Source organism: Alkalibacterium sp. AK22 (assembly GCF_000585255.1).
GTDB lineage: Bacteria > Bacillota > Bacilli > Lactobacillales > Carnobacteriaceae_A > Alkalibacterium.
In genome coordinates this window covers 65,417-85,997 of the sequence record NZ_JANL01000008.1, presented here as the reverse complement: position 1 = coordinate 85,997, position 20,581 = coordinate 65,417, and the positions used below count along the sequence as shown (strand labels likewise).

At 42.8% G+C, this 20,581-nt stretch carries 21 protein-coding genes, 1 tRNA gene and 1 riboswitch; of the genes, 21 read left to right on the top strand and 1 reads right to left on the bottom strand.

Annotated features, from left to right (window positions below; genetic code table 11):
• Window positions 1-37 precede the first annotated feature (37 nt).
• The 12 genes from ADIAL_RS01590 (at window position 38) to glnA (ADIAL_RS01535) (ending at window position 14,415) form a co-directional block, all read left to right on the top strand.
• Window positions 38-787 (top strand): response regulator transcription factor, encoded by a 750-nt coding sequence (locus tag ADIAL_RS01590; RefSeq protein ID WP_331279793.1) that lies wholly within the window; start codon window positions 38-40, stop codon window positions 785-787.
• 5 nt (window positions 788-792) lie between these two features.
• A complete protein-coding gene (locus tag ADIAL_RS01585) occupies window positions 793-2,616 on the top strand; it encodes a HAMP domain-containing sensor histidine kinase (RefSeq protein ID WP_034299167.1) in 1,824 nt (607 codons plus the stop codon).
• A 69-nt stretch (window positions 2,617-2,685) separates the two neighbouring features.
• Window positions 2,686-2,804, top strand: a riboswitch (FMN riboswitch).
• 161 nt (window positions 2,805-2,965) lie between these two features.
• Window positions 2,966-3,577, top strand: coding sequence for an ECF transporter S component (locus ADIAL_RS01580; RefSeq protein ID WP_034299165.1), 612 nt, complete (start codon window positions 2,966-2,968; stop codon window positions 3,575-3,577).
• 138 nt (window positions 3,578-3,715) lie between these two features.
• Window positions 3,716-4,804, top strand: a complete 1,089-nt coding sequence (locus tag ADIAL_RS01575; protein ID WP_034299162.1) for a helix-turn-helix domain-containing protein — start codon at window positions 3,716-3,718, stop codon at window positions 4,802-4,804.
• A complete protein-coding gene (locus tag ADIAL_RS01570) occupies window positions 4,765-6,207 on the top strand; it encodes a RecQ family ATP-dependent DNA helicase (RefSeq protein WP_034299159.1) in 1,443 nt (480 codons plus the stop codon). Before ADIAL_RS01575 ends, ADIAL_RS01570 begins: the two co-directional genes overlap by 40 nt.
• A 61-nt stretch (window positions 6,208-6,268) precedes the next feature.
• Window positions 6,269-6,997, top strand: coding sequence for a LysM peptidoglycan-binding domain-containing protein (locus ADIAL_RS11330; RefSeq protein WP_034299157.1), 729 nt, complete (start codon window positions 6,269-6,271; stop codon window positions 6,995-6,997).
• A 30-nt stretch (window positions 6,998-7,027) separates the two neighbouring features.
• Window positions 7,028-7,708, top strand: coding sequence for a (d)CMP kinase (cmk, locus tag ADIAL_RS01560; RefSeq protein WP_034299387.1), 681 nt, complete (start codon window positions 7,028-7,030; stop codon window positions 7,706-7,708).
• A 93-nt stretch (window positions 7,709-7,801) separates the two neighbouring features.
• Window positions 7,802-9,196 carry a 30S ribosomal protein S1 gene (gene rpsA / locus ADIAL_RS01555; protein ID WP_081757610.1) on the top strand — a complete coding sequence of 465 codons (1,395 nt, stop codon included), beginning with the start codon at window positions 7,802-7,804 and terminating at the stop codon, window positions 9,194-9,196.
• Window positions 9,197-9,304: 108 nt separating this feature from the next.
• A complete protein-coding gene (gene der, locus ADIAL_RS01550) occupies window positions 9,305-10,618 on the top strand; it encodes a ribosome biogenesis GTPase Der (protein WP_034299155.1) in 1,314 nt (437 codons plus the stop codon).
• 228 nt (window positions 10,619-10,846) lie between these two features.
• A complete protein-coding gene (locus ADIAL_RS01545) occupies window positions 10,847-11,122 on the top strand; it encodes an HU family DNA-binding protein (RefSeq protein ID WP_034299152.1) in 276 nt (91 codons plus the stop codon).
• A 254-nt stretch (window positions 11,123-11,376) separates the two neighbouring features.
• Window positions 11,377-12,717, top strand: coding sequence for a type I glutamate--ammonia ligase (gene glnA, locus ADIAL_RS01540; RefSeq protein ID WP_034299381.1), 1,341 nt, complete (start codon window positions 11,377-11,379; stop codon window positions 12,715-12,717).
• A 348-nt stretch (window positions 12,718-13,065) separates the two neighbouring features.
• Complete coding sequence (gene glnA, locus ADIAL_RS01535; RefSeq protein WP_034299149.1) at window positions 13,066-14,415, top strand: type I glutamate--ammonia ligase; 1,350 nt, start codon at window positions 13,066-13,068, stop codon at window positions 14,413-14,415.
• A gap of 152 nt (window positions 14,416-14,567) precedes the next feature.
• Here glnA (ADIAL_RS01535) and ADIAL_RS01530 read toward each other — a convergent pair.
• Window positions 14,568-14,641 (bottom strand) — tRNA-Arg (locus ADIAL_RS01530).
• A gap of 164 nt (window positions 14,642-14,805) precedes the next feature.
• Here ADIAL_RS01530 and ADIAL_RS01525 point away from each other — a divergent pair.
• The 9 genes from ADIAL_RS01525 to ADIAL_RS01485 all read left to right on the top strand — a co-directional run bounded on the left by ADIAL_RS01525 (window position 14,806) and on the right by ADIAL_RS01485 (window position 20,562).
• Entirely contained in the window at window positions 14,806-15,090 is a 285-nt protein-coding gene (locus ADIAL_RS01525) for a hypothetical protein (RefSeq protein WP_034299146.1), read from the top strand.
• A gap of 89 nt (window positions 15,091-15,179) precedes the next feature.
• A complete protein-coding gene (locus tag ADIAL_RS01520; RefSeq protein ID WP_034299143.1) occupies window positions 15,180-15,728 on the top strand; it encodes a CDP-alcohol phosphatidyltransferase family protein in 549 nt (182 codons plus the stop codon).
• Between the two features lie 72 nt (window positions 15,729-15,800).
• Window positions 15,801-16,376, top strand: a complete 576-nt coding sequence (locus ADIAL_RS01515) for an NADPH-dependent FMN reductase (protein WP_034299140.1) — start codon at window positions 15,801-15,803, stop codon at window positions 16,374-16,376.
• 44 nt (window positions 16,377-16,420) lie between these two features.
• Window positions 16,421-16,861, top strand: coding sequence for a MarR family winged helix-turn-helix transcriptional regulator (locus tag ADIAL_RS01510; protein WP_034299378.1), 441 nt, complete (start codon window positions 16,421-16,423; stop codon window positions 16,859-16,861).
• Between the two features lie 235 nt (window positions 16,862-17,096).
• Window positions 17,097-18,266 carry an FAD-dependent oxidoreductase gene (locus ADIAL_RS01505; RefSeq protein ID WP_034299137.1) on the top strand — a complete coding sequence of 390 codons (1,170 nt, stop codon included), beginning with the start codon at window positions 17,097-17,099 and terminating at the stop codon, window positions 18,264-18,266.
• Between the two features lie 125 nt (window positions 18,267-18,391).
• Entirely contained in the window at window positions 18,392-18,742 is a 351-nt protein-coding gene (locus ADIAL_RS01500; RefSeq protein ID WP_034299134.1) for a DUF2187 family protein, read from the top strand.
• 127 nt (window positions 18,743-18,869) lie between these two features.
• Entirely contained in the window at window positions 18,870-19,325 is a 456-nt protein-coding gene (gene fabT, locus ADIAL_RS01495; protein WP_034299129.1) for a fatty acid biosynthesis transcriptional regulator FabT, read from the top strand.
• Window positions 19,322-20,311, top strand: a complete 990-nt coding sequence (locus ADIAL_RS01490; protein ID WP_231492040.1) for a beta-ketoacyl-ACP synthase III — start codon at window positions 19,322-19,324, stop codon at window positions 20,309-20,311. Before fabT ends, ADIAL_RS01490 begins: the two co-directional genes overlap by 4 nt.
• A 20-nt stretch (window positions 20,312-20,331) precedes the next feature.
• Entirely contained in the window at window positions 20,332-20,562 is a 231-nt protein-coding gene (locus ADIAL_RS01485) for an acyl carrier protein (RefSeq protein ID WP_034299126.1), read from the top strand.
• The last annotated feature ends 19 nt before the right edge of the window (window positions 20,563-20,581 follow it).

Genomic DNA, 20,581 nt, shown 5'->3' with positions numbered 1-20,581 from the left:
AATGACTACCCAATATAGTTTAGAGGAGTGTCTTAAATTGACTGAAGAATCTATTCAGGAAAACCAAAAAAAGTTGCTAGTTGTGGACGACGAGGATCGTATCCGGCGCTTGCTTAAAATGTATCTCGAAAAAGCTGATTACGACATTGATGAAGCAGAAAATGGCAAAGTGGCTCTGGAATTGGCCATGGAAAATGAGTACGATTTAATTCTGCTTGATGTCATGATGCCTGAAATGGACGGTATTCAAGTAGCTGAAGAGCTGAGAAAAGAAAAAGAGACCCCAATTATGATGCTTACAGCCAAAGGTGAAGAGCTGAATAGAATTCAGGGATTTGAAGTAGGGGCGGATGACTATATCGTTAAGCCTTTTAGTCCAAGAGAAATCGTTTTGCGAGTGGCAGCAATTATTAAACGTACCAAAGCTAGGGGCGGTTCAGCAGAAACAGCAGGCGGGGTGACCGATACGCTTAAATTGCCTCACCTGGAAATCGACAATGATTCCAGACGGGTTACCGCTGATGGTAAAGCAGTCAACCTCACACCGAAAGAATACGATCTGCTGCATTATCTTATGTCTGCGCCCGATCAGATATTTGGTCGTGAACAGCTTTTAAGAGAAGTGTGGAAATATGAATTCTTTGGAGATCTTAGAACAGTGGACACACACGTCAAGCGCCTGAGAGAGAAACTGAAGAAAGAGTCCGATGTGGCTGCTAAGATGATCGAAACGGTATGGGGACTCGGCTATAAACTGAATTCATATCCTCACGAAGAAGAGGAGTAACATTCATGAAGATAAATGTAGTCGCAATCAGAATCTGGCTCATTACCTTTGGGATCATATTATTCTCTTTTATCGCTACTACATTATTCTATGGTGTTTTTTATTCACAGCAGATCAAAGAAAACTTCATGAATGATTTTGAAGAAATAATTATAAATGTGGAACGCTTAGCCACTGCGGATCCACTTTTTTTAGTAGAGAATATAGAATCAGTTAATAATTTGCATTCCAGTATTCATTTTGCTTTGAGTACGGAAGACACTAACCGTCTGGGCGAAGAAGACTGGCTGTATCCATTTTCCAATGAAGTGCTGGAGACGATGGAAAACAAACCGGACATTACAACCCAGATAGATTCAAGCTCAGACCTCATGATCCGCTCCGATGTCGATACAGGGATGAATTACAGAATCCCTTTTGTTTTTAGAATTCAAACTACAGAATTGGATGGAGAAGAGCTAGCACTTGTTTCTTACGCTGATCTGTCCTTCCTGATTGCCATTGAACGTCGAATGACGTATGTTATTACGGGATTAGCGGTTTTGCAGCTGCTGATTGCAGCTTACTACTATATGTATTTAAAGAAAAATGTTTCTGAGCCCATCAACGCCATGACCAATATTGCTTTTGACTTTGCCCGTGATGATTTTACTCATCAGCTGCCGATATCTGGTCGGGATGACTTGTCAGAACTGGCAATGGCCATGAACAAAATGGGACACTCTCTAGAGACTAATCGTACTGTTGTCAAACAGGAGAAAGAACTGCTAGCACATATCATGCACAGTATTGAGACCGGTATTCTCTATTACGATGCGGACCTTACTTTGCTTTTATCTAATCCTGTTGGTGATTTATTTCTTACACAGTACCAGATTGAAAAAGCCAACTTCAGTGAGGATAAAGAATTTGTTGATTTGGGCAAAGAGCTTCACAAGGCAACAGAAAGTAACAGTCCGGGACATTTTACAATCGAAATGGAAGAATCCTATCACGATGTTACGCTGCTTCCGCTGGTAGACGAGAAGAAAAATGACCTGCGTGGGGTATTGGTTTCAACAAAAGATTTGACTAAGGAGCATCGTCTGGATAAAATGCGGGTCGATTTTATCAACAATGTTTCTCACGAACTTCGTACACCGCTTGTTATGGTTCAGGGATACAGTGAAGCAATTCTGGATGACGTCGCGGAAAGCCCTGACGAGAAAAAGGAAATGGCTACAATCATTCGAGATGAGTCTCAGCGAATGAATCGCATGGTGAATGAAATGCTGGATCTTTCCCGAATGGAAGCAGGATTTATCGAACTCCAGAAAACATGGGTGCATTTAAACCAGTATATGAGAAATCTGCTGTTCCGTTTTGATAAAATGGCGAACGAAGCAGATGTATCGCTTCAACTGGATATACCTAAAGAGTCGGTTGAACTGCTGATGGACAAAGATAAAATCGATCAGGTGTTTGTGAACCTAATCAATAATGCTATCCGTCACACTAGCATGACAGAAAAAGACGAAAAAATCGTTGCGTTGCAGCTCTTTAATGAACCCCAGCTTAATGAGGTAGTCATGGTCGTTAAAGACACAGGCACGGGAATACCTGAAGAAGATGTGCCATATATTTTTGACCGTTTCTTTAAAGTTGACAAATCGAGAAACAATTATGCGGTTAATGCTAAAGGAACAGGGATTGGTCTGTCTCTTGTGAAGAATATAGTAGAAGCTCACGATGGCTATATTGAGGTAGAGTCCAAGTCAGGACAAGGAGCTTCTTTTATTATCCATCTTCCAGTGGCGGAAGAAGAGCCAATGCAGGAAAATGGGCCGTGAAACGGCTGTATAGAGCTTGACTAATCTTTCACATTAGTGTATAATTGATAATGAAAATAAAATATCATGATTCATCTTCAGGGGCAGGGTGTAAATCCCGACCGGTGGTATAGTCCACGAGCGACTGCAAGTTGCTGAACTGGTGTAATTCCAGTACCGACAGTATAGTCTGGATAAAGAAGATGGAGCTTTTAGACCGTAAATAATTCTGTCTTTATGCTCTGTTAGTGACCTGAAGTGGGAACAGCAGAGCTTTTTTGCTGGCCGCTTCTATTACTTGCAGAACAGGTCAGAGTGGGGGTCTTCAAAGTTCACCCTAGAAATGATGAATCCTTCAGGAGGATTTATTATGACAAACAACAAGACAAAACGATTAGTAGGGATTGCCATGCTGGCTTCACTAGCCTGGGTTATCTCGACACTATCTTTTCCCGTTCTTCCGGGATCGCCATTTTTGAAAATCGACTTCAGTGACCTTGCCGTACTTTTTGGTATGTACATCTATGGACCGCTGGCTGGTGTGGCGATTGCTTTCATTCGTTCGCTGCTGTCATATGCCCAAAAAGGTGGAGAAATGGGCTTCCCAATCGGTGATACGGCAGCATTTATCGCGACCTTGTCGTTCACATTACCTCTTTACCTCTTCATCACTCGAAGAGGCATGGATCTGAAAAATAAGCTAGCAGCTACCGGACTGGCCAGTCTGACGCTTACAGCAGCGATGGCTTTGGCCAATTGGCTCTTTATCGCTCCGGCCTATATGGCGGTTATGGGATTTGATGTTGGACCTATGCGGACCTATCTGCTATTTGCCATAGTGCCTTTTAATCTGATTAAAGGTCCGATGGTCGGTGCCCTGTTTTTCACAGCTTTTGCAAAGCTCAAGCCGTGGCTCGACAAGACAAGAAAAAAAATCAATCGCAAGAAACAGGCAAGCTACGTCATGTCTGAAATAAAGTAAGGCTCAGGGAAAAGAGACGGGACCGTATAAAGCGGCCACGTCTCTTTTTGCTGACTGTTAAATGCTTTGGCAACATGGAATTTGAGAGTGTATTTAAATGCGCACCCGCGTATACTGGATAAAAGAAGGTGGTAACAAGTGGATGAAAGATTTATTAAAGATTATGTATGTTCAGTGTTTACTGCAGACACCAAAGTCAACCCTAAACAGCTTCGCTTAATCGCTTCAGGGAAGCGTACCCCCTCCAACCTTTACTTGACAGAGAAAAATGAACTGTATGCTCTTTTTCTTTCACCACTTGAAAGGTTGAACGAATTACAATGGGAAAATTTACTGCTAGAACTTGAGTCAGAAGGATTCCTTGCAAGTACAGACAAAAGCTGGAGCTTGTCAACAGAGGGATCTAAGCTTAAAGCACACTTTTTGAGCAAGTACCCAGTTACCTCTTCTGCGCCTACACTGAGATATGCACTTACCAGAAAAACAAACTGGAAAAGATTTTTATTTGTCTCTCAAATCTTTTCAGAAATGAGCTATCATAACAGCCAGTACTTGCCGGTAATCAGTGATCCCCTTACACAAAAGCACGTTAAAAAGTGGCTGTCTCTGCAAAGGAGGGGCTCAACAGATTTAAGCAGGCAGTGGGGCGAGGAACTGATTTTATTTTTAAGTAAGCAAACCGATGACATAATACACTTGCTGCTTGATCAGCTCACTGGACACACAGCAGAAGCATTGACTCAAAGACAGCTGAGTGAAAAGTACGGCATGCCTTATCTTGCAGTCGAACTTTTAAATCTTCACTTTATGGAAAGTATTCAGACGTTTAAAGAAGAACTCCCGTTAATCTATTCTCTTTGGAAGCAGACCGACGAATTAAGTTATTCAGGTACAAGTGAAAGTACGCATAAAAGTATTCGCTACTTTCATCAGCACCTGCCGCTGCATAACATTGCAGCCATCCGAAAACGCAAAATTAATACCATTAAAGAGCATCTGCTGGAGTACGTCATGGTGAGTCACTGGGATGACTATTCCCCTTATATCCCTTCGAACGTTACCGTCAGACTACATCAACTATTTGAGCAAAATCCAAAGCTTTCGTTCAAGGAAGCAAACGCGCAAATGAAAGGGCTGGATTTCTTCTGGTTTAGACTGATCGAAATTGAAAGGATGAGAGCAAGGCGATGTCAGAGGCAAGAAGATTCAAGACAAAAGAGCTTTTAAAAGTACGCTTTGGTTTCGACGACTTCAGGGCTGGTCAGGAAGAAGTTGTCGAAGCTGTTCTCAAGGGAGTAAACACGCTGGTGATGCTGCCTACGGGAACTGGGAAAACCCTTTGTTACCAGCTGCCATCTTATTTTCTCGGAGGAACTACACTGATTGTTTCACCTCTGCTGTCATTAATGGAGGATCAGGTGGACAAAATGAAACAGAAAGGTGAAAAGTCTGTTGTTGCATTGAACAGTTTCCTGACTTATCCTGAAAAACAGGAGATTTTAAAAAGGCTGGACCAGTACCGCTTTATATACGTGTCCCCTGAGATGCTGCAACAGGAGCAAGTGATGGAGCGTTTACGAAGTCTGCAGCTGTCTCTGTTGGTTATAGATGAAGCGCACTGCATTTCGCACTGGGGAATGGACTTCCGGCCTGATTATCTCAAACTGGGGAGCATTAGAAGGCAGCTGAATAACCCGCTCACGATGGCGCTGACTGCTACTGCTGTTCAGGAAGTCAGAGAAGAAATTATCGATGTACTAGGTATTCGGTATCCATTGAAAGCAGTTGTTCATTCAGTTGACCGACCGGAAATCCAACTTAGGGTCAGGCAGTGTGATCATAAGACAGATGAGTTGACTAATTTGCTTAACACCTTTAAAGGTTCTGGAATCATCTACTTTACAAGTAAAAAGCTCGCTGATGAAACAGCAGACTTTATCCGGACAAATATAGGCATCAAAGCAGAAAGCTTTCACAGTGATCTGACTGCAAATGACAAAAGAATTGTGCAGGCGCAGTTTCTTTCTGGACAAGTCAGCCTGATTTGTGCAACCAGTGCTTTTGGAATGGGAATTGACAAACCTAATATCCGGTTTGTCATTCATTATCATATGCCTGCCAGCCCGGAAATGTATTTACAGGAGATTGGACGATGCAGCCGAGACAAAAAGGGCGGGGTGGCGGTGCTGCTCTATTCGCCGGGGGATGAGCTGATTCAGCATAGACTACAGCAGGACAGCCTGCCTGAACCTAATCAACTGGCTTTTGCTTATAAGTACCCTCAAAAGCTTAAAGATTTAACTGACGACCACCGCAGCCAGCTTGCAAGCCACTTTATTACCGAAGGGTTGTCTCTCAGTGAAGCAACAGCATTAATTGAGAACTATAAAAAAAATAGGAAAAGTCAGCTGCAAACAATGATTCGCTATGCTAGAACAGCTTCATGTAAGCGAATCCTGCTGCTTGATTATTTCCGTGAATCACTGAAAGAGCGACAAAACGGCTGCTGCAGTACATGCTCAAATCCATTAATCTTGCCTTATGATGAACAGGAATACGATAATATATTACAAAATAGTGAAGAAAACTGGCAAGATCGAGTGAAATTGTTGTTTAATTTACCAAGCTGACCTCATTAATTTTGTATTCTATGATATAATCAAAGGGACTTTTATTGAGAGGAGCAATAATATGAGCCGTAAAGACCGCGAATCTATGGAAGAACTTTGGTCCAAACGTTTTGACGAAGAAGTCGACTATGAGGAAAATGGACCCATGACTAGGAAAGCGAAGCGCGAAAAAGAGCAGAGCATATCTCCTGTACTTACAGTCATTGTAATTTTTTTAGCTCTACTTATTATCTTACCTATATCTGCCTATGCCTGGTTTTCAAACAGAGAAGATTTGTCAGAGGAACCCACCTCTCCTTCTGTAGAACAGGCGTTGGTCGTTGAAGCAGACGAAGATGATATGGAAGACGACATTGAAGAAGAGCTTGAAGAAGAAAACGAAGAAGACCCTTTAGAAGAAGAACCAGAAGAAGAATTTGAGGTGGAGGAAACAGAGCCAGAAGAAAGTACAGAGACGGTAGAGGGGGTTGGCAGTTCAGAGATAGAAACAGCCCCTGCAAGTCAAGCAGAATCCGGATCAGTTGAAGACGCATCGGCTCCTGTTCAGCAGACACAAAATGCCACCCAAGAGAGTGAAGTAGCTTCTGAACAGGCAGATACTGTTCAGGAACCGGCAACCGAAGAGCAAGAGACTGCTTCGGACCAACAAGCCCAATACTATACAGTAAAAGCTGGAGACAACATGTACCGTATTGCTCTCAACCATGGACTGACCACTCAGGAGCTCATGCAGTTGAACAGTTTAAGCGAGGAAACGGTATTTATCGGACAGGAACTTAGAGTCAGATAACAAAATATGATGAATGAAAGTGTGAACCGAATGGACAGAAAAAAACTAACGATAGCCATCGACGGACCGGCATCTTCCGGTAAAAGTACGGTCGCAAAAAAAATTGCCCATGACTTGGGACTGATTTACGTGGATACAGGAGCGATGTACCGTGCACTCACGTACGTAGCTCTGACAGAAAATGTCAATATTAAAGAGGAACAAGAGCTTCTTGAACTGCTCAAGCGAACTGAAATCACTTTAAAGAAAGAGGGGACAGGACAGTCAGTCACAGCAAATAATAAGGATGTCACAGAAGAAATTAGACAAAATAATGTGACGAACGCTGTTTCGATTGTTGCTGCGCACTCCAGCGTGCGTCAGGAAATGGTCGACAGACAGAAAAAACTGGCTGAAAACAACGGTGTGGTCATGGACGGCAGAGATATTGGTACAGTCGTTTTACCTGACTCGGATGTTAAAGTCTTTTTGGTAGCAAGCGTGAAGGAACGTGCAGAAAGACGGCACAAGGAAAATACAGGCAAAGGTATTTTTTCTGATTTGGAACAACTGAAAAAAGATATTGCTGAAAGAGACTATAAGGATTCGACCCGTGAGACTTCACCGCTCAAGCAAGCCGAGGATGCAGTACGAATCGATACAACCAAGCTGACAATCGATGAAGTGGTCGAGGAAGTCAAGCGACTTATTGAGAAGGTGTCGGCCCACTAGTCTGAGTCGTAACAAATGTTTTAGTGGAAATTAAATATCATATTCGGTACAATTATATATGTAGGAATTATTGGTTATAGGAGGCAGACAAAGATGACGGAAAAAGAAAACCGTAATGAGTTTGAAGAACAGGAAGTAACAAATGAAGAAGCTGTTGAAACAGCAAATGAGCAAGTAGAAGTAAATTCTGCTGAAGGCACTTCACCTGAAGACGTAATAGCTGACAACGAAGACGCACAAGTCGAGCCAGCTGTTGAAACGGATAACGGAGAAGAACAGGCAGAATCTATGTCTGATGTCATGAAAGATGTTATTGACATCACGCCAGGAGACCTTGTTAAAGGGGAGGTTCTGGCTATTGATCACGATAAGCAAGTGATCGTTGGTCTTGGGGGCGGACAGGAAGGTCTTATCCCGCCTAGAGAGCTAGCAACGGAACGTTTTGATCATCCTTCAGATATCGTGGGCGTCGGAGACATCATCGATGTCGTTGTTTTGAGAGATATCAAGGACAAGGAGCAGGGTAGCTTTATCCTGTCCAAAAAACGCGTTGATCAGCGTAAAGTATGGGAAGAACTGCAGGATAAGTACAACAATGATGAAACAGTAGAGGCACCTGTTACTAAAGTAGTGAAGGGCGGACTGACTGTGGATCTCGGAGTGCGTGGATTTGTTCCTGCATCTCAGATGGACACAGCGTTTGTAAGCGACCTGAGTCAGTTTGAAGGACAGACGTATACCTTTAAAATCATCGAAATCGATCCAAATGAACACCAGCTAATCCTTTCCCGCAAAGCCCTTCTGGCCAAAGAACAGGCAGCGGAAAAAGAGAAAGCTCTTGAAGCGCTTGAAGAAGGTACTGTTGTGTCTGGAGAAGTTGTCAGACTGACTAATTTTGGTGCATTTGTTAATGTCGGAGGAGTCGATGGACTGGTCCACATTTCTGAAATTGCACACGAACGCATTGCACATCCTAAAGATAAACTGGAAATCGGTGATCAGGTAGATGTCAAAGTTCTTAAAGTGGATAAAGAGCAAGAACGTGTGTCTCTGTCCATCAAGGACACTCAACCTGGACCGTGGGACAATGCTGCAGAGGAATTCGCTGCAGGCACAGTAGTTAAGGGTCTTGTCAAGCGTGTAACTGACTTTGGAGCCTTTGTGGAGCTGAAGCCAGGAGTTGAAGGACTGGTTCACATCTCAGAAATGGCGCACAAGCATGTGGAGACTCCGCATGAAGTGGTAGCTAAAGATGAAGAAGTGGAAGTTAAAGTCTTGAGCGTTAACCCGCAGGATGAACGTGTGTCATTGAGTATCAAAGCGCTTGAAGAAGATACAAGCGAAAAAACTGAATCCAAGCCTGCAAAATCTAAAAAACCTGCTCCGTCCAAACCGGCGTATCAGGATGATGAAGAAGATGCTTCCTTTACATTAGGCGACCAGATTGGTGATCAACTGTCCAGCCTGATGGATTCAGACGAAGAATAATCGTACTAATAACTGAATCGGCATGACAACCACACCCAATCTGAGCAGGACAGACCTGTTTAGATTGGGTGCGGTTATTTTGTTGAAGAAATGGAAGAAGGTGTATATATGACTAAACCAACAGTGGCAATCGTCGGGAGACCAAACGTAGGGAAATCTACGATTTTTAACCGTATCGTCGGCGAAAGAATCTCTATCGTCGAGGACGTCTCCGGTGTGACACGGGATAGAATTTATGCCGATGCTGAGTGGCTCGGCAAGGAATTTTCGCTGATTGACACAGGCGGGATCACGATGGAAGACGAACCTTTAAATGAACAAATCCGTAATCAGGCTCAAATAGCCATTGAAGAAGCCGATGTCATCATCATGCTAACAAGTGTCAAAGAAGGTGTGACGACTCAAGATGAGCAAGTGGCTCCAATTTTATTTAAATCCGGTAAGCCGATTATTCTGGCTGTAAATAAAGCAGATAATCCTGAATTGAGGTCGGATATCTACGAGTTTTATTCTTTGGGGCTAGGCACACCGTATCCTATTTCCGGTTCTCATGGACTGGGATTGGGAGATGTGCTTGATGCGGTCATTAAAGAGTTTCCTGAAGAAATGGAAGAAGAATATGATGAGTCTACAATCAAATTTAGTCTTATTGGCCGACCTAACGTTGGGAAATCGAGTCTGGTCAATGCAATCATAGGCGAAGAACGGGTGATTGTATCAGATATTGCAGGGACTACGCGCGAAGCCGTTGATACCCGTTTTCAGACCCAAGAAGGCCGGGACTTTGTCATGATTGATACGGCTGGGATGCGTAAAAAAGGGAAAGTGTACGAAGATACTGAAAAATACAGTGTGCTTAGAGCGATGCGGGCCATTGAGCGCTCGGATGTTGTTTTATGTGTGATCAATGCGGAAGAAGGCATCAGAGAGCAAGACAAGCGTGTCTTTGGCTATGCACATGAAGCAGGCAAAGGGATCATACTTGTGGTCAACAAGTGGGATACGGTAGAAAAAGAAACCAATACCATGAAAGAATTTGAGCTGGATGTCAGAGATGAATTCCAGTACCTGAGTTATGCACCCATCGTATTTGTGTCAGCTTTAACCAAAAAGAGACTGCATTTGCTTCCGGACCGCATAGAGGAAGTCTTTATGAACCGCAACTTGAGAATTCAGTCTTCCATACTGAATGATCTGGTGATGGACGCAGTAGCGACTAATCCTACACCGACCGATAAAGGGCGTCGCTTAAAGATCTATTACACTACTCAGGTCGCTGTGTCGCCTCCTACCTTTATTATTTTTGTAAATGATCCTGAACTCCTGCACTTCTCATATGCCAGATATCTGGAGAACAGGTTCAGAGATACATTCAACTTTGAAGGAACACCCATTCGCATTGTTCCGAGAAGAAGAAAGTAAGAGTTACAGAGTCGTATCATTTTTATGACTATATTGTAAGTGGGATTTAAGCGAGAGTTTTGACAAAACCATTGCAGTATCAACGATTCTATGGTATCTTTTTAATTGAAATGTCACGTTAAGACTATTTCACCCATTACATTCGAATACAAAAGAATGGCGTGAGAGTACCGGTTTATTGTAGAGTAGACCAGTATGGATCTTCTTTTGAGGAGGTGAAAGACAACAATGGCAAATAAAGCAGAATTGATCGAAAAAGTAGCATCTTCAGCTGACCTTACTAAAAAGGACGCGACAGCAGCAGTTGAAGCTGTATTCGAAACAATCAAAGAATCACTTGCTGAAGGTGAAAAAGTCCAGGTAATCGGCTTTGGTAACTTTGAAGTACGTGACCGTGCTGCACGTAAAGGACGTAACCCTCAAACTGGGGAAGAAATCCAGATCCCTGCAAGCAAAGTTCCAGCATTTAAAGCTGGTAAAGCGCTGAAAGATGCTGTAAAATAAGCAGTCTGACAGTTAAACATACCTATAAAGAACAGCCTTTCTAATCTTAGAACAGGCTGTTCTTTTTGTTGTGTTCTCAATATATATATATATGTGACAGGAGCAGCAGTATGAGCAAAGAAGCTGAGTCTGTTCAATAGTTGTTAGCTAAATATACAGGGCCTTCTGTTTGACAATAGTCAAAGAAGTTAGTAGGCTTGATGTTGAAGAAAAAAATTAAACCACCAGATGGTGAAAGGAATGATGACTGGACAATGTCCGCCAATTTAAGAGAGGCTATAAAAAAAGAAGCAAGTGAGAAAAACGTGAGGTTCCTTCGTCTGATGTTTACAGACATAGATGGAGTCATAAAGAACGTGGAGGTTCCAGTTAGTCAGCTAGACAAAGTGATGGACAATGAGATGGCATTTGACGGCTCATCAATCGACGGTTTTGTAGAAATCGATCAGAGTGACATGAAACTGCACCCGGATCTGGATACGTGGCTGATTTTCCCTTGGAAACTAGATAATGACAATGGTAAAATTGCCCGTTTTATCTGTGACGTGCACATGCCGGATGGGAGTCCTTTTGCGGGAGACCCTAGAAGCAATCTAAAACGTGTTCTTAAAGATATGGAAGAGCATGGATATTCTTCCTTTAATCTGGGACCGGAACCTGAATTTTTCCTGTTCAAACTTGATGAAAATGGCCGACCGAGCAAGACGCTTAATGATAATGGTGGATATTTTGACCTTGCACCGACAGATTTGGCTGAAAACTGCCGAAGAGACATCGTTCTGGAGTTAGAAGCTTTAGGCTTTGAAATCGAAGCCAGTCACCATGAGGTGGCCCCTGGGCAGCATGAAATCGACTGGAAATACGCTGATGCAGTTGAAGCGTGTGACAACATTCAGACATTCAAGCTGATTGTCAAGACTGTCGCCCGTAAGCATGGTCTACATGCAACCTTTATGCCGAAACCGATTGGAGATATTAATGGTTCAGGTATGCACTTCAATATGTCTTTATTTAACGAAGACGGCAATGCCTTTTACGACGAGTCTTCAGAAGACGGTCTAAGTAAAACAGCTTATCAGTTTATCGCCGGCTTACTCGATCATGCTCAGGCTTATACGGCAGTTTGCAACCCCATCGTCAACTCCTACAAGCGACTGACCCCGGGCTTTGAAGCTCCTGTTTATGTCGCCTGGTCAGGAACGAACCGTACTCCGCTCATTCGCGTACCCGCTTCAAGAGGCAACTCAACGCGAGTCGAGCTAAGAAGTGTAGATCCGGCAGCCAACCCATACTTGGCTTTGGCGGTACTGCTTAAAGCAGGCCTGAAAGGAATTGGGGAAGCTAAAAGCGCACCTAGTCCGATCAACAAGAATATTTACAACATGGATCAGATTGAGCGAACTGAAAACCAGATTGACTCTCTGCCTCAGAACCTCAAAGAGGCAGTTGATGCACTGAAAGAAGATCAGACAATCAAAGATGGTCTGGGTGAACACATTTTTGAACGTTTTGTGCTTGCGAAAGAAACAGACTGGCTGAACTACACCAAATCAGTCTCTAACTGGGAAACTGACCGTTACTTTGAACTTTACTGATTTTTTGCATAGATAACAGGAAATCAACCGATCATCATTTCCGCCAGCTGGTGGGAGTGATGATCGGTTTTTTAGCATGTCAGTCAAAAAAAAACAGCAGGGGTAACTATGAACGTTTTTCTCCCCGTTAAGTGCAAATAAGTGACAAATGAAAAGCATGAAAATGAGAATTTGATTAATATAATTAGCTTTCAAAGCCTCTAGCTTAATTAAATTAAGTCTTTGAACGATATTCATTTACATATTAAGTAGCCCTTGAAGCAGACATTACTGAGTGGTACTATTCACGAGTACTTATTTTAATAAGCATTGAGGAATAAAAAAACAAAGTGGTATAGATAGGGGAAGATGATGATGTCAAAAATGACAGCAGAAAAAATTATTCAGGACGTGAAGGATCAGAACGTTCGCTTTTTAAGACTGATGTTTACAGATATTCTTGGAACGGTTAAAAATGTGGAGGTGCCCGTCAGCCAGCTGGACAAGGTGCTGGACGGCAAGATGATGTTCGATGGGTCATCTATTGAAGGGTTCGTTCGTATCCAAGAGTCAGACATGTATCTGCAGCCGGATCTGGATACCTGGCTTGTCTTTACTTGGGAAACAGACGACACAAAAAACAGCCGTGTAGCCCGTCTGATTTGTGACATCATGAATCCTGACGGCACGCCTTTCCTGGGAGATCCGCGTACAAACTTGAAGCGTATTTTAAAGAAAGCCAAAGATATGGGATACAGTTCCTTTAACCTAGGACCCGAACCGGAATTTTTCCTGTTCAAACTAGATGAAGATGATCAAGTAACGGAAAGACTAAATGACCACGGGGGATATTTCGATCTGGCACCGACAGATTTGGCAGAAAACTGCCGAAGAGATATTGTCTTGGAGCTTGAAGATCTTGGCTTCGAAATCGAAGCGAGTCACCATGAAGTAGCCCCTGGACAGCATGAAATTGACTGGAAATACGCTGATGCAGTCGAAGCGTGTGATAATATCCAAACGTTTAAGCTAGTCGTCAAGACCGTTGCCCGCAAGTATGGTTTACATGCAACCTTTATGGCCAAGCCTTTGTTTGGCATCAACGGTTCAGGTATGCACTGCAACATGTCTCTGTTTAAGGATGAGAAAAATGCTTTCTTTGATGAAAGCGACGAGCGTCAGTTGAGTACAGAAGCGTATCAGTTCCTTGCAGGACTTTTGCATCATGCACCAGCCTTTACTGCCTTGACTAACCCAACAGTCAACTCATATAAGCGTCTAGTGCCTGGGTATGAAGCACCTGTCTATATTGCTTGGTCCGGAAGCAACCGTACTCCAATGATCCGTATTCCAGCATCACGTGGCATGTCTACCCGTCTGGAAGTCAGATCCGTCGATCCAATGGCTAACCCTTACCTGGCGCTTGCAGCTATGCTGACAGCTGGATTGGACGGCATCGAGAAGGAAATGACGCCACCTGAAGAAACAAACGACAACATCTATGATATGGACAACGGTGAACTTGAAGAGTTAGGTATTCAGTCTCTGCCAACGAGCCTTCACAGTGCTCTGAAAGCTTTGAAAAAGAATGACGTCATCAGAGATTCAGTTGGCAAGCATATCTACAAGAACTTTATGAAATCAAAGACTTTTGAATGGGATCAGTACAAGGCTACAGTCAGCCAGTGGGAAAAAGACAACTACCTACATCTTTATTGATTTCATATATTGTATAAGGGCTTTTCGGTAGAAATCTGATGGATGTCGAAAAAACCGTTCTTTCGCTTCAGCAAAAGCTGCCAGTGAAAGAACGGTTTTCCTTATTTTGAGAGTAAAAAAAGACCCCTTCACATAATGAAGGGATTCTTGTACGTTTCGGGAGGGATTCGAACCCCCGACCGTTCGCTTAGAAGGCGAATGCTCTATCCAGCTGAGCTACCGAAACTTTAGAATAACTTTAACAACAGAATTTATTATATAATCATTTGAGCCGAAAGTCAACCATATTTTCGAAGATAAATATCATATAGTTGTAATTGCTATGATTGGTTAGGGAAGAGCAGCTCTGGTAGAATAAACCTGTAAGTATTATGAAAAGGAGGATGAGGAGTGAAACTGGTTTTAGCGCATCAAAATCTGGAAGAATTGTCCGCAAAAGTAGAAGAAATGGTTCAGAATAATGAAGGGTATCGCAAAGATCTCATGATCGTATGCCTTAAGGAACACGCATCAGAAGTCCGTACCTTAACAGGGATTAAAGTGGATCCGTTGGATGAATCGGAACTCTCAGAGGAAAATGCTCTCGATGAGTATGGTCTACATACCTCATCAAAGAGCATGTATGCAGACATACTGCTTAGAGGTGGCTTTCTCCTGCTTAGCCGAAACGAGTAAAGAGACAGCGCTGCTCTATCTTTTCAAGGGCAACTTTACTTTCCAAGTGAGTGTAAAAACAAAACCAGTAAAGAGAAAGGTGGGCAGCTATGAATCGTAAAGATATGTTTACTATTCCCAATATTCTTTCTTATGTCAGGCTTTTGCTTATTCCAGTATTTGTACATGCATATCTAACTGCAGAGAGCGGTAGGGAATTTTATCAGGCCGGTGGTATCCTATTTTTTTCTGGTCTTACCGATGCGTTGGACGGCTTCATAGCAAGACGGTTCAATCAGAGCAGTCAGCTCGGTCAATTAATCGATCCTATTGCAGATAAGTTGACGCAGCTTGCTGTAGTGGGGGTACTGATGATCCGGTGGCCGGTATTCCTTTTTCTTTTTCTGCTGTTTTTATTTAAAGAGTCTTATATGTTTATCGAAAATATTCGTTTATATCGACAGGGGAAAACACTGGATGGAGCGGAATGGTATGGTAAAATTGCAACAATTGTCTTCTATGTGAGTATGCTTCTCGCCGTTTTACTTCCAGGTCTCAATGATGCTTTGATTTGGCTTATCGCAGGTCTGGCCAGCTTTTTTCAGCTGATTGCTTTTTACAATTACAATCGTCTGTTCAGAGCCATGCATAAGATGTAATACTTGTAATCTTATTTTCAATTGTCAAATATAACTAATCGCGTTATGATTATAAAGGTTGGAGGATATAACATGAAAATAGGCATCGTAACTGGGTCAATTCGTGAAAAGAGAGTCAATTTGGATGTTGCAGAGTGGGTTTTGGAGATTGCTGAAAATTATGGGGGAGCAGAGTATGAAATTCTCGACATCAAAACTTTTGAGCTTCCATTATTCGCTGAACCTGTATCTCCTGCTTTCACCAAAGAACTGAATGCAAGAGACAAGCAGAAACCTTGGTCTGATAAGGTAGAAGAAAAAGACGGATTTATTTTTGTTACTCCAGAGTACAATCATGGATTACCGAGCGCTTTAAAAAATGCACTCGACTTTGTATATCAAGAATTTAATGATAAAGCAGCAGGTATTGTCAGCTACGGGTCTGCCGGAGGTGTAAGGGCAGCCGAGCAGTTGAGAACGGTGCTTTCAGAATTCCAAGTTGCACATGTGCGAACACATCCCTCACTGTCTATCTTTTATGATTTTGATTATCCGAAACTTAAGGCATCAGAAAAACAGCAGGAAACGGTTGAAACGATGCTGAGCCAGCTGCTTCCTTGGACAAAGGCCATGATGGCTGTCCGGGAAAATAAAGCTGAGCATAATTGACAGAAGAACATTATGTGTATGTTCTTACTGATGGTGGTGAGAAAATGAGTGAAAATAAAGAAGAGTTGAAAGCCTTGACGATACTGTTTAGAGCATCATCGAGTGTGGAGAAAGTGGTTAAGAAAGATATGTCCTCACATGGACTAAATGCAACAGAGTTCTCTGTACTTGAACTGCTTTACAATAAAGGCAGACAACCGATACAGATGATTGGCAAGCAGATACTGCTTGCATCCAGCAGCATCACTTATGTGGTGGATCAGCTTGAAGAAAAGAAACTGGTCAGCCGAGTTGCCGACAAGTTTGACCGGCGGGTGACTTTTTGTGAACTGACGGAAGACGGTAATGCCCTGATGGACGATATTTTTCCTAAACATGCGAGCAAGATTGCTGAGCTTTTTGACGGCTGCAGCAAAGAAGAAATTGAAAACCTGCAGAGCACTTTGAAAAAAGTAGGTTATCGAGCTATTGATTTGCTGGACTAATGTGATTGACTGTCTATTATTCCTATGCGGCAGAGGGATTCGAAGGGATCATTTAAGCAAAAGAAGTACCGGCTGATGAGGCCGGTATTTCTTTTGTCTACTTATGTAAAGCGTAATTGGTACGCTTTACATAAGTAGGCTAATATGCTTTAATAATAGCGACAGTAAAGCGGTGAGTATTGCAAAATGCCAAGACAATGAAGGCTTTCGCTGAATTTTTATAGCAGGTGATTAGATGACTGATAAAGAATGGGTAATCATAGGAGGAGGAGTCTGCGGTGTAGCCGCTGCCGTCCATTTGATCAAATTAAAAGAAATTGATAGTTCTCGTCTTATGCTGATTGATCCGGCACCTGAATTATTGTATGAATGGAAAAGAAAGGCGGCTAGAACAGGAATGACTCACCTGAGGTCCCCTTCTGTGCATCATCTGGATGTCGAGCCTTTTTCTTTGCAGTCTTTTGCCAAAAAGTACAGGTGGAAAACGGGCTTCAGTGGGCCTTACAAAAAACCGTCGGTTGAATTGTTTCATGCTCATTGTGACAGTCTGATCCAGACTTATCAGCTAAAAGATAGCCATTGCCCAGACACAGTGATCAAGCTCGATTACACAAAAGGGAAATACGTGATTAGCACACAGCATGGGCAGACAATTGTATCAGACAATGTCATTGTTGCTACAGGCAGGTCCAATCAACTGAACCAGCCGGACTGGGTGAAAGCATCTGGACTCTTATCTACGGCGCACATCGCCCACGTACTGTCTTCAGCGGACATTTCAGATCAGGAGATATCCAAACCGTTACTGGTTGTTGGTGGAGGAATTACTGCCTGTCAGACTGCCCTAAAATGGAGCGAAAAGTTTCCGGGAGAAGTGATTCTTAATAGCCGGCATGACTTTAGAATATCAGAGTTTGATAGCTCTCCCGGCTGGATGGGCCCTAAACTGATGGCCAGCTGGTCTGATATTGATGATCCACAGCAGCGGCGCGCTATGGTAAGTAAGGCTCGATTGAGCGGATCCATTCCAGGTTCTCTGAACCGAAGGATTAAAAAGGCAATTTTGTCCGGCAAGGTGCATTTTGTGAAAGACCAGGTAGAAACAGTTTCCAAAAACTCAAATAAACTACGGGTAACCTTTAGTCAAAAAGATGCCCTTACTGTAAAATCGATTCTTCTATGCACAGGATATGACCAGTTAGCAGCTGTTCCAGAGTGGCTGGCGGATTTTGCAGTACAGTATAACCTCCCCAGTGCGCCATGTGGGACACCTTTGCCAGACAGTCGATTAAAATGGCATGACGGCCTGTTTCTAATGGGTCCCTTGACAGATCTAATACTAGGCCCGACCGCAAGAAACATTGCTGGTGCTAAAAAAGCAGCTGGTCTAATTGCGCAGGCATAATATGAACAGTCTCTTTTCATATCAGATAAATAAAACGCTCTCCACTTCGATTCGCTAAAATACTCCTGATATGTTATAATTATTAAAGGAGTTTAAAAACTTAATGAAGAATTGAGGGGAAGTTAGTGGCTAAAGAAGAAATCACTGCTGAAATTCAACAACTTGTAGAAACAGAGCTTCGAAAAGGTGCAAGCAACTCCAGAATTGCTAATCTATTGGATCTGCCCTATAAAGAGGCAGTAGAAATCATCGAGTCAATCAAGGAAGGCTTGAGACCCGACGTGGGCGACGAAATTGTCTTTTCTTTTCGCGATGAACCAATGGAAGGCGTTATTGAAAAATTACTGACAAACAGCGCAATCGTTCGTATAAACTGGAACCATTCAGCAGAGCGTATGCATGATCTAGTAGAAGAAAAAACGGTTGTCAATTTTAAAGATATTGAAGGCTTCAAGAGTCAAATGGGAGAGGAATAAAGAAAAAATAAACCATCTGTGCATGGTTTATTTTTTTTTGTCCAGGTTCTTGACACAGGATCCAATGTAAGATATTATTTTGATTGTCAAATAGTTTGACTATCAAACAAAAAGAGGAGGAGTTGATGTGGATCCGAAAATAAATGAAATCAATGGTTATCTCGTATCGATATTTAATGATGTACTGATGATCGAAGAGCGGACTCTTCAGAGAAGTCAGTTCAAGGATGTATCGATCAAAGAGATGCATACTATTGACGCCATCGGGATGTACCAGGAGCATACCACGAGTGAAGTGGCAAAGAAACTGGGCATTACGGTCGGAACATTGACGGTATCGGTCAACAACCTTGTCAGAAAAGGCTATGTCGAAAGAGTCAGAAGTGAAACAGACCGCCGGGTTGTTAAACTGGCTTTGGCCCGTAAAGGACGTCTGCTGTATCGTTTGCATGATAAATTTCATCGTGACATGGTCAGAGAAACGCTAAAGGAAATGAGTGAAGAGGAAGCAGAAGTGCTGATGCAAGGGCTATTCAATCTTCACGGATTTCTTGAGCGGACAAAGGAGCAGTTGCCGGAGTGATAAAACCAAATACAATCAGCATCAAAGCTACAGGCAGCTATGTGCCTGATCACTGCGTGAGTAACGACGATCTGACTCAGTGGTTGGACACATCCCATGACTGGATCAATAAGCGTACCGGTATACACAACCGGCGTCTGTCAATGGGTGAAAACACCAGTGAACTTTGTATCAAAGCCGGGCAGAATGTTCTAAAGGGCACATCGGTTGATCCGGAAGATATAGGATTGATTATTGTTGCTACGATGACCCCTGATAGTCAATCGCCATCGGTGGCCAGTCAGGTGCAGGCGCATCTGAAAGCAGCAAACGCTATGTCGTTCGACTTGAATGCGGCTTGTTCCGGTTTTGTCTACGGGCTGGCTGTAGCTGAAAAAATGCTTAGACATATGACTTTGCCTTATGCTTTAGTAATTGGCGGTGAGGTCATGTCAAAAGTCGTTGACTGGAGTGACCGCAGTACTGCGGTACTTTTTGGTGACGGAGCCGGGGGCGTGCTTCTTGAAAAAGCCGACGCAAAAGAACAGTTTATCTCTGAAGATCTACATACAAACGGTGACAAAGGTCACGCGCTAGTATCTGGGGAAAAGAGTGTCAGCAATCCCCTCGTCAAAGGAGAGAACAACCTGGGTCAACTTTCGATGGATGGCAGAGAAATTTTTAATTTTGTCACTAAAGCTATTCCGGTTAGTATTCAGACTGTTCTAGATAGTGCCGGCAGGCAGATGGAAGAAGTGGATTTCATCCTTCTCCATCAGGCTAATGCCCGTATTATTGAGATTATGGCTAAAAAACTGAACTGTCCGCTCGACAAATTCCCCACCAATATTGAACATTACGGGAATACATCAGCTGCCAGTTTACCGATTTTAATCGATGAGCTGGCAAAGGAAAAGACAATACTGAATGGAAACAAACAGACAATCATATTGAGCGCGTTCGGCGGGGGATTGACCTGGGGAACGCTGCTTTTAGAATTAAATTAAATTAAATGGAGGAATTATAAATGACAACTTTTGAAAAAATCCAGGAAATTATTGTAGACCAGCTTGATAAAGAAGAAAGCGAAGTACAGCGTTCAACCAACTTCAGAGAAGAACTCGAAGCGGATAGTCTTGATCTGTTCCAAATCATTAATGACATCGAAGACGAATTTGATATCAAGATTGAGTCTGAAGAAGGATTGTCTACAGTAGAAGATCTAGTGAAATATGTAGAAACTCAGACTGAAGCTTAATCAAGGAAGGAGCTCCTAT

Excerpts from the sequence above, each read along its gene's own strand:
- ADIAL_RS01505 (WP_034299137.1), top strand. The coding sequence starts at position 17,097 with ATGACTGATAAAGAATGGGTAATCATAGGAGGAGGAGTCTGCGGTGTA.
- ADIAL_RS01520 (WP_034299143.1), top strand. The coding sequence starts at position 15,180 with ATGAATCGTAAAGATATGTTTACTATTCCCAATATTCTTTCTTATGTC.
- cmk (WP_034299387.1), top strand. The coding sequence starts at position 7,028 with ATGGACAGAAAAAAACTAACGATAGCCATCGACGGACCGGCATCTTCC.
- ADIAL_RS01545 (WP_034299152.1), top strand. The coding sequence starts at position 10,847 with ATGGCAAATAAAGCAGAATTGATCGAAAAAGTAGCATCTTCAGCTGAC.
- glnA (WP_034299149.1), top strand. The coding sequence starts at position 13,066 with ATGATGATGTCAAAAATGACAGCAGAAAAAATTATTCAGGACGTGAAG.
- ADIAL_RS01570 (WP_034299159.1), top strand. The coding sequence starts at position 4,765 with ATGTCAGAGGCAAGAAGATTCAAGACAAAAGAGCTTTTAAAAGTACGC.
- der (WP_034299155.1), top strand. The coding sequence starts at position 9,305 with ATGACTAAACCAACAGTGGCAATCGTCGGGAGACCAAACGTAGGGAAA.
- ADIAL_RS01585 (WP_034299167.1), top strand. The coding sequence starts at position 793 with ATGAAGATAAATGTAGTCGCAATCAGAATCTGGCTCATTACCTTTGGG.
- ADIAL_RS01515 (WP_034299140.1), top strand. The coding sequence starts at position 15,801 with ATGAAAATAGGCATCGTAACTGGGTCAATTCGTGAAAAGAGAGTCAAT.
- ADIAL_RS01485 (WP_034299126.1), top strand. The coding sequence starts at position 20,332 with ATGACAACTTTTGAAAAAATCCAGGAAATTATTGTAGACCAGCTTGAT.
- ADIAL_RS01580 (WP_034299165.1), top strand. The coding sequence starts at position 2,966 with ATGACAAACAACAAGACAAAACGATTAGTAGGGATTGCCATGCTGGCT.
- ADIAL_RS11330 (WP_034299157.1), top strand. The coding sequence starts at position 6,269 with ATGAGCCGTAAAGACCGCGAATCTATGGAAGAACTTTGGTCCAAACGT.
- glnA (WP_034299381.1), top strand. The coding sequence starts at position 11,377 with ATGTCCGCCAATTTAAGAGAGGCTATAAAAAAAGAAGCAAGTGAGAAA.
- ADIAL_RS01510 (WP_034299378.1), top strand. The coding sequence starts at position 16,421 with ATGAGTGAAAATAAAGAAGAGTTGAAAGCCTTGACGATACTGTTTAGA.
- rpsA (WP_081757610.1), top strand. The coding sequence starts at position 7,802 with ATGACGGAAAAAGAAAACCGTAATGAGTTTGAAGAACAGGAAGTAACA.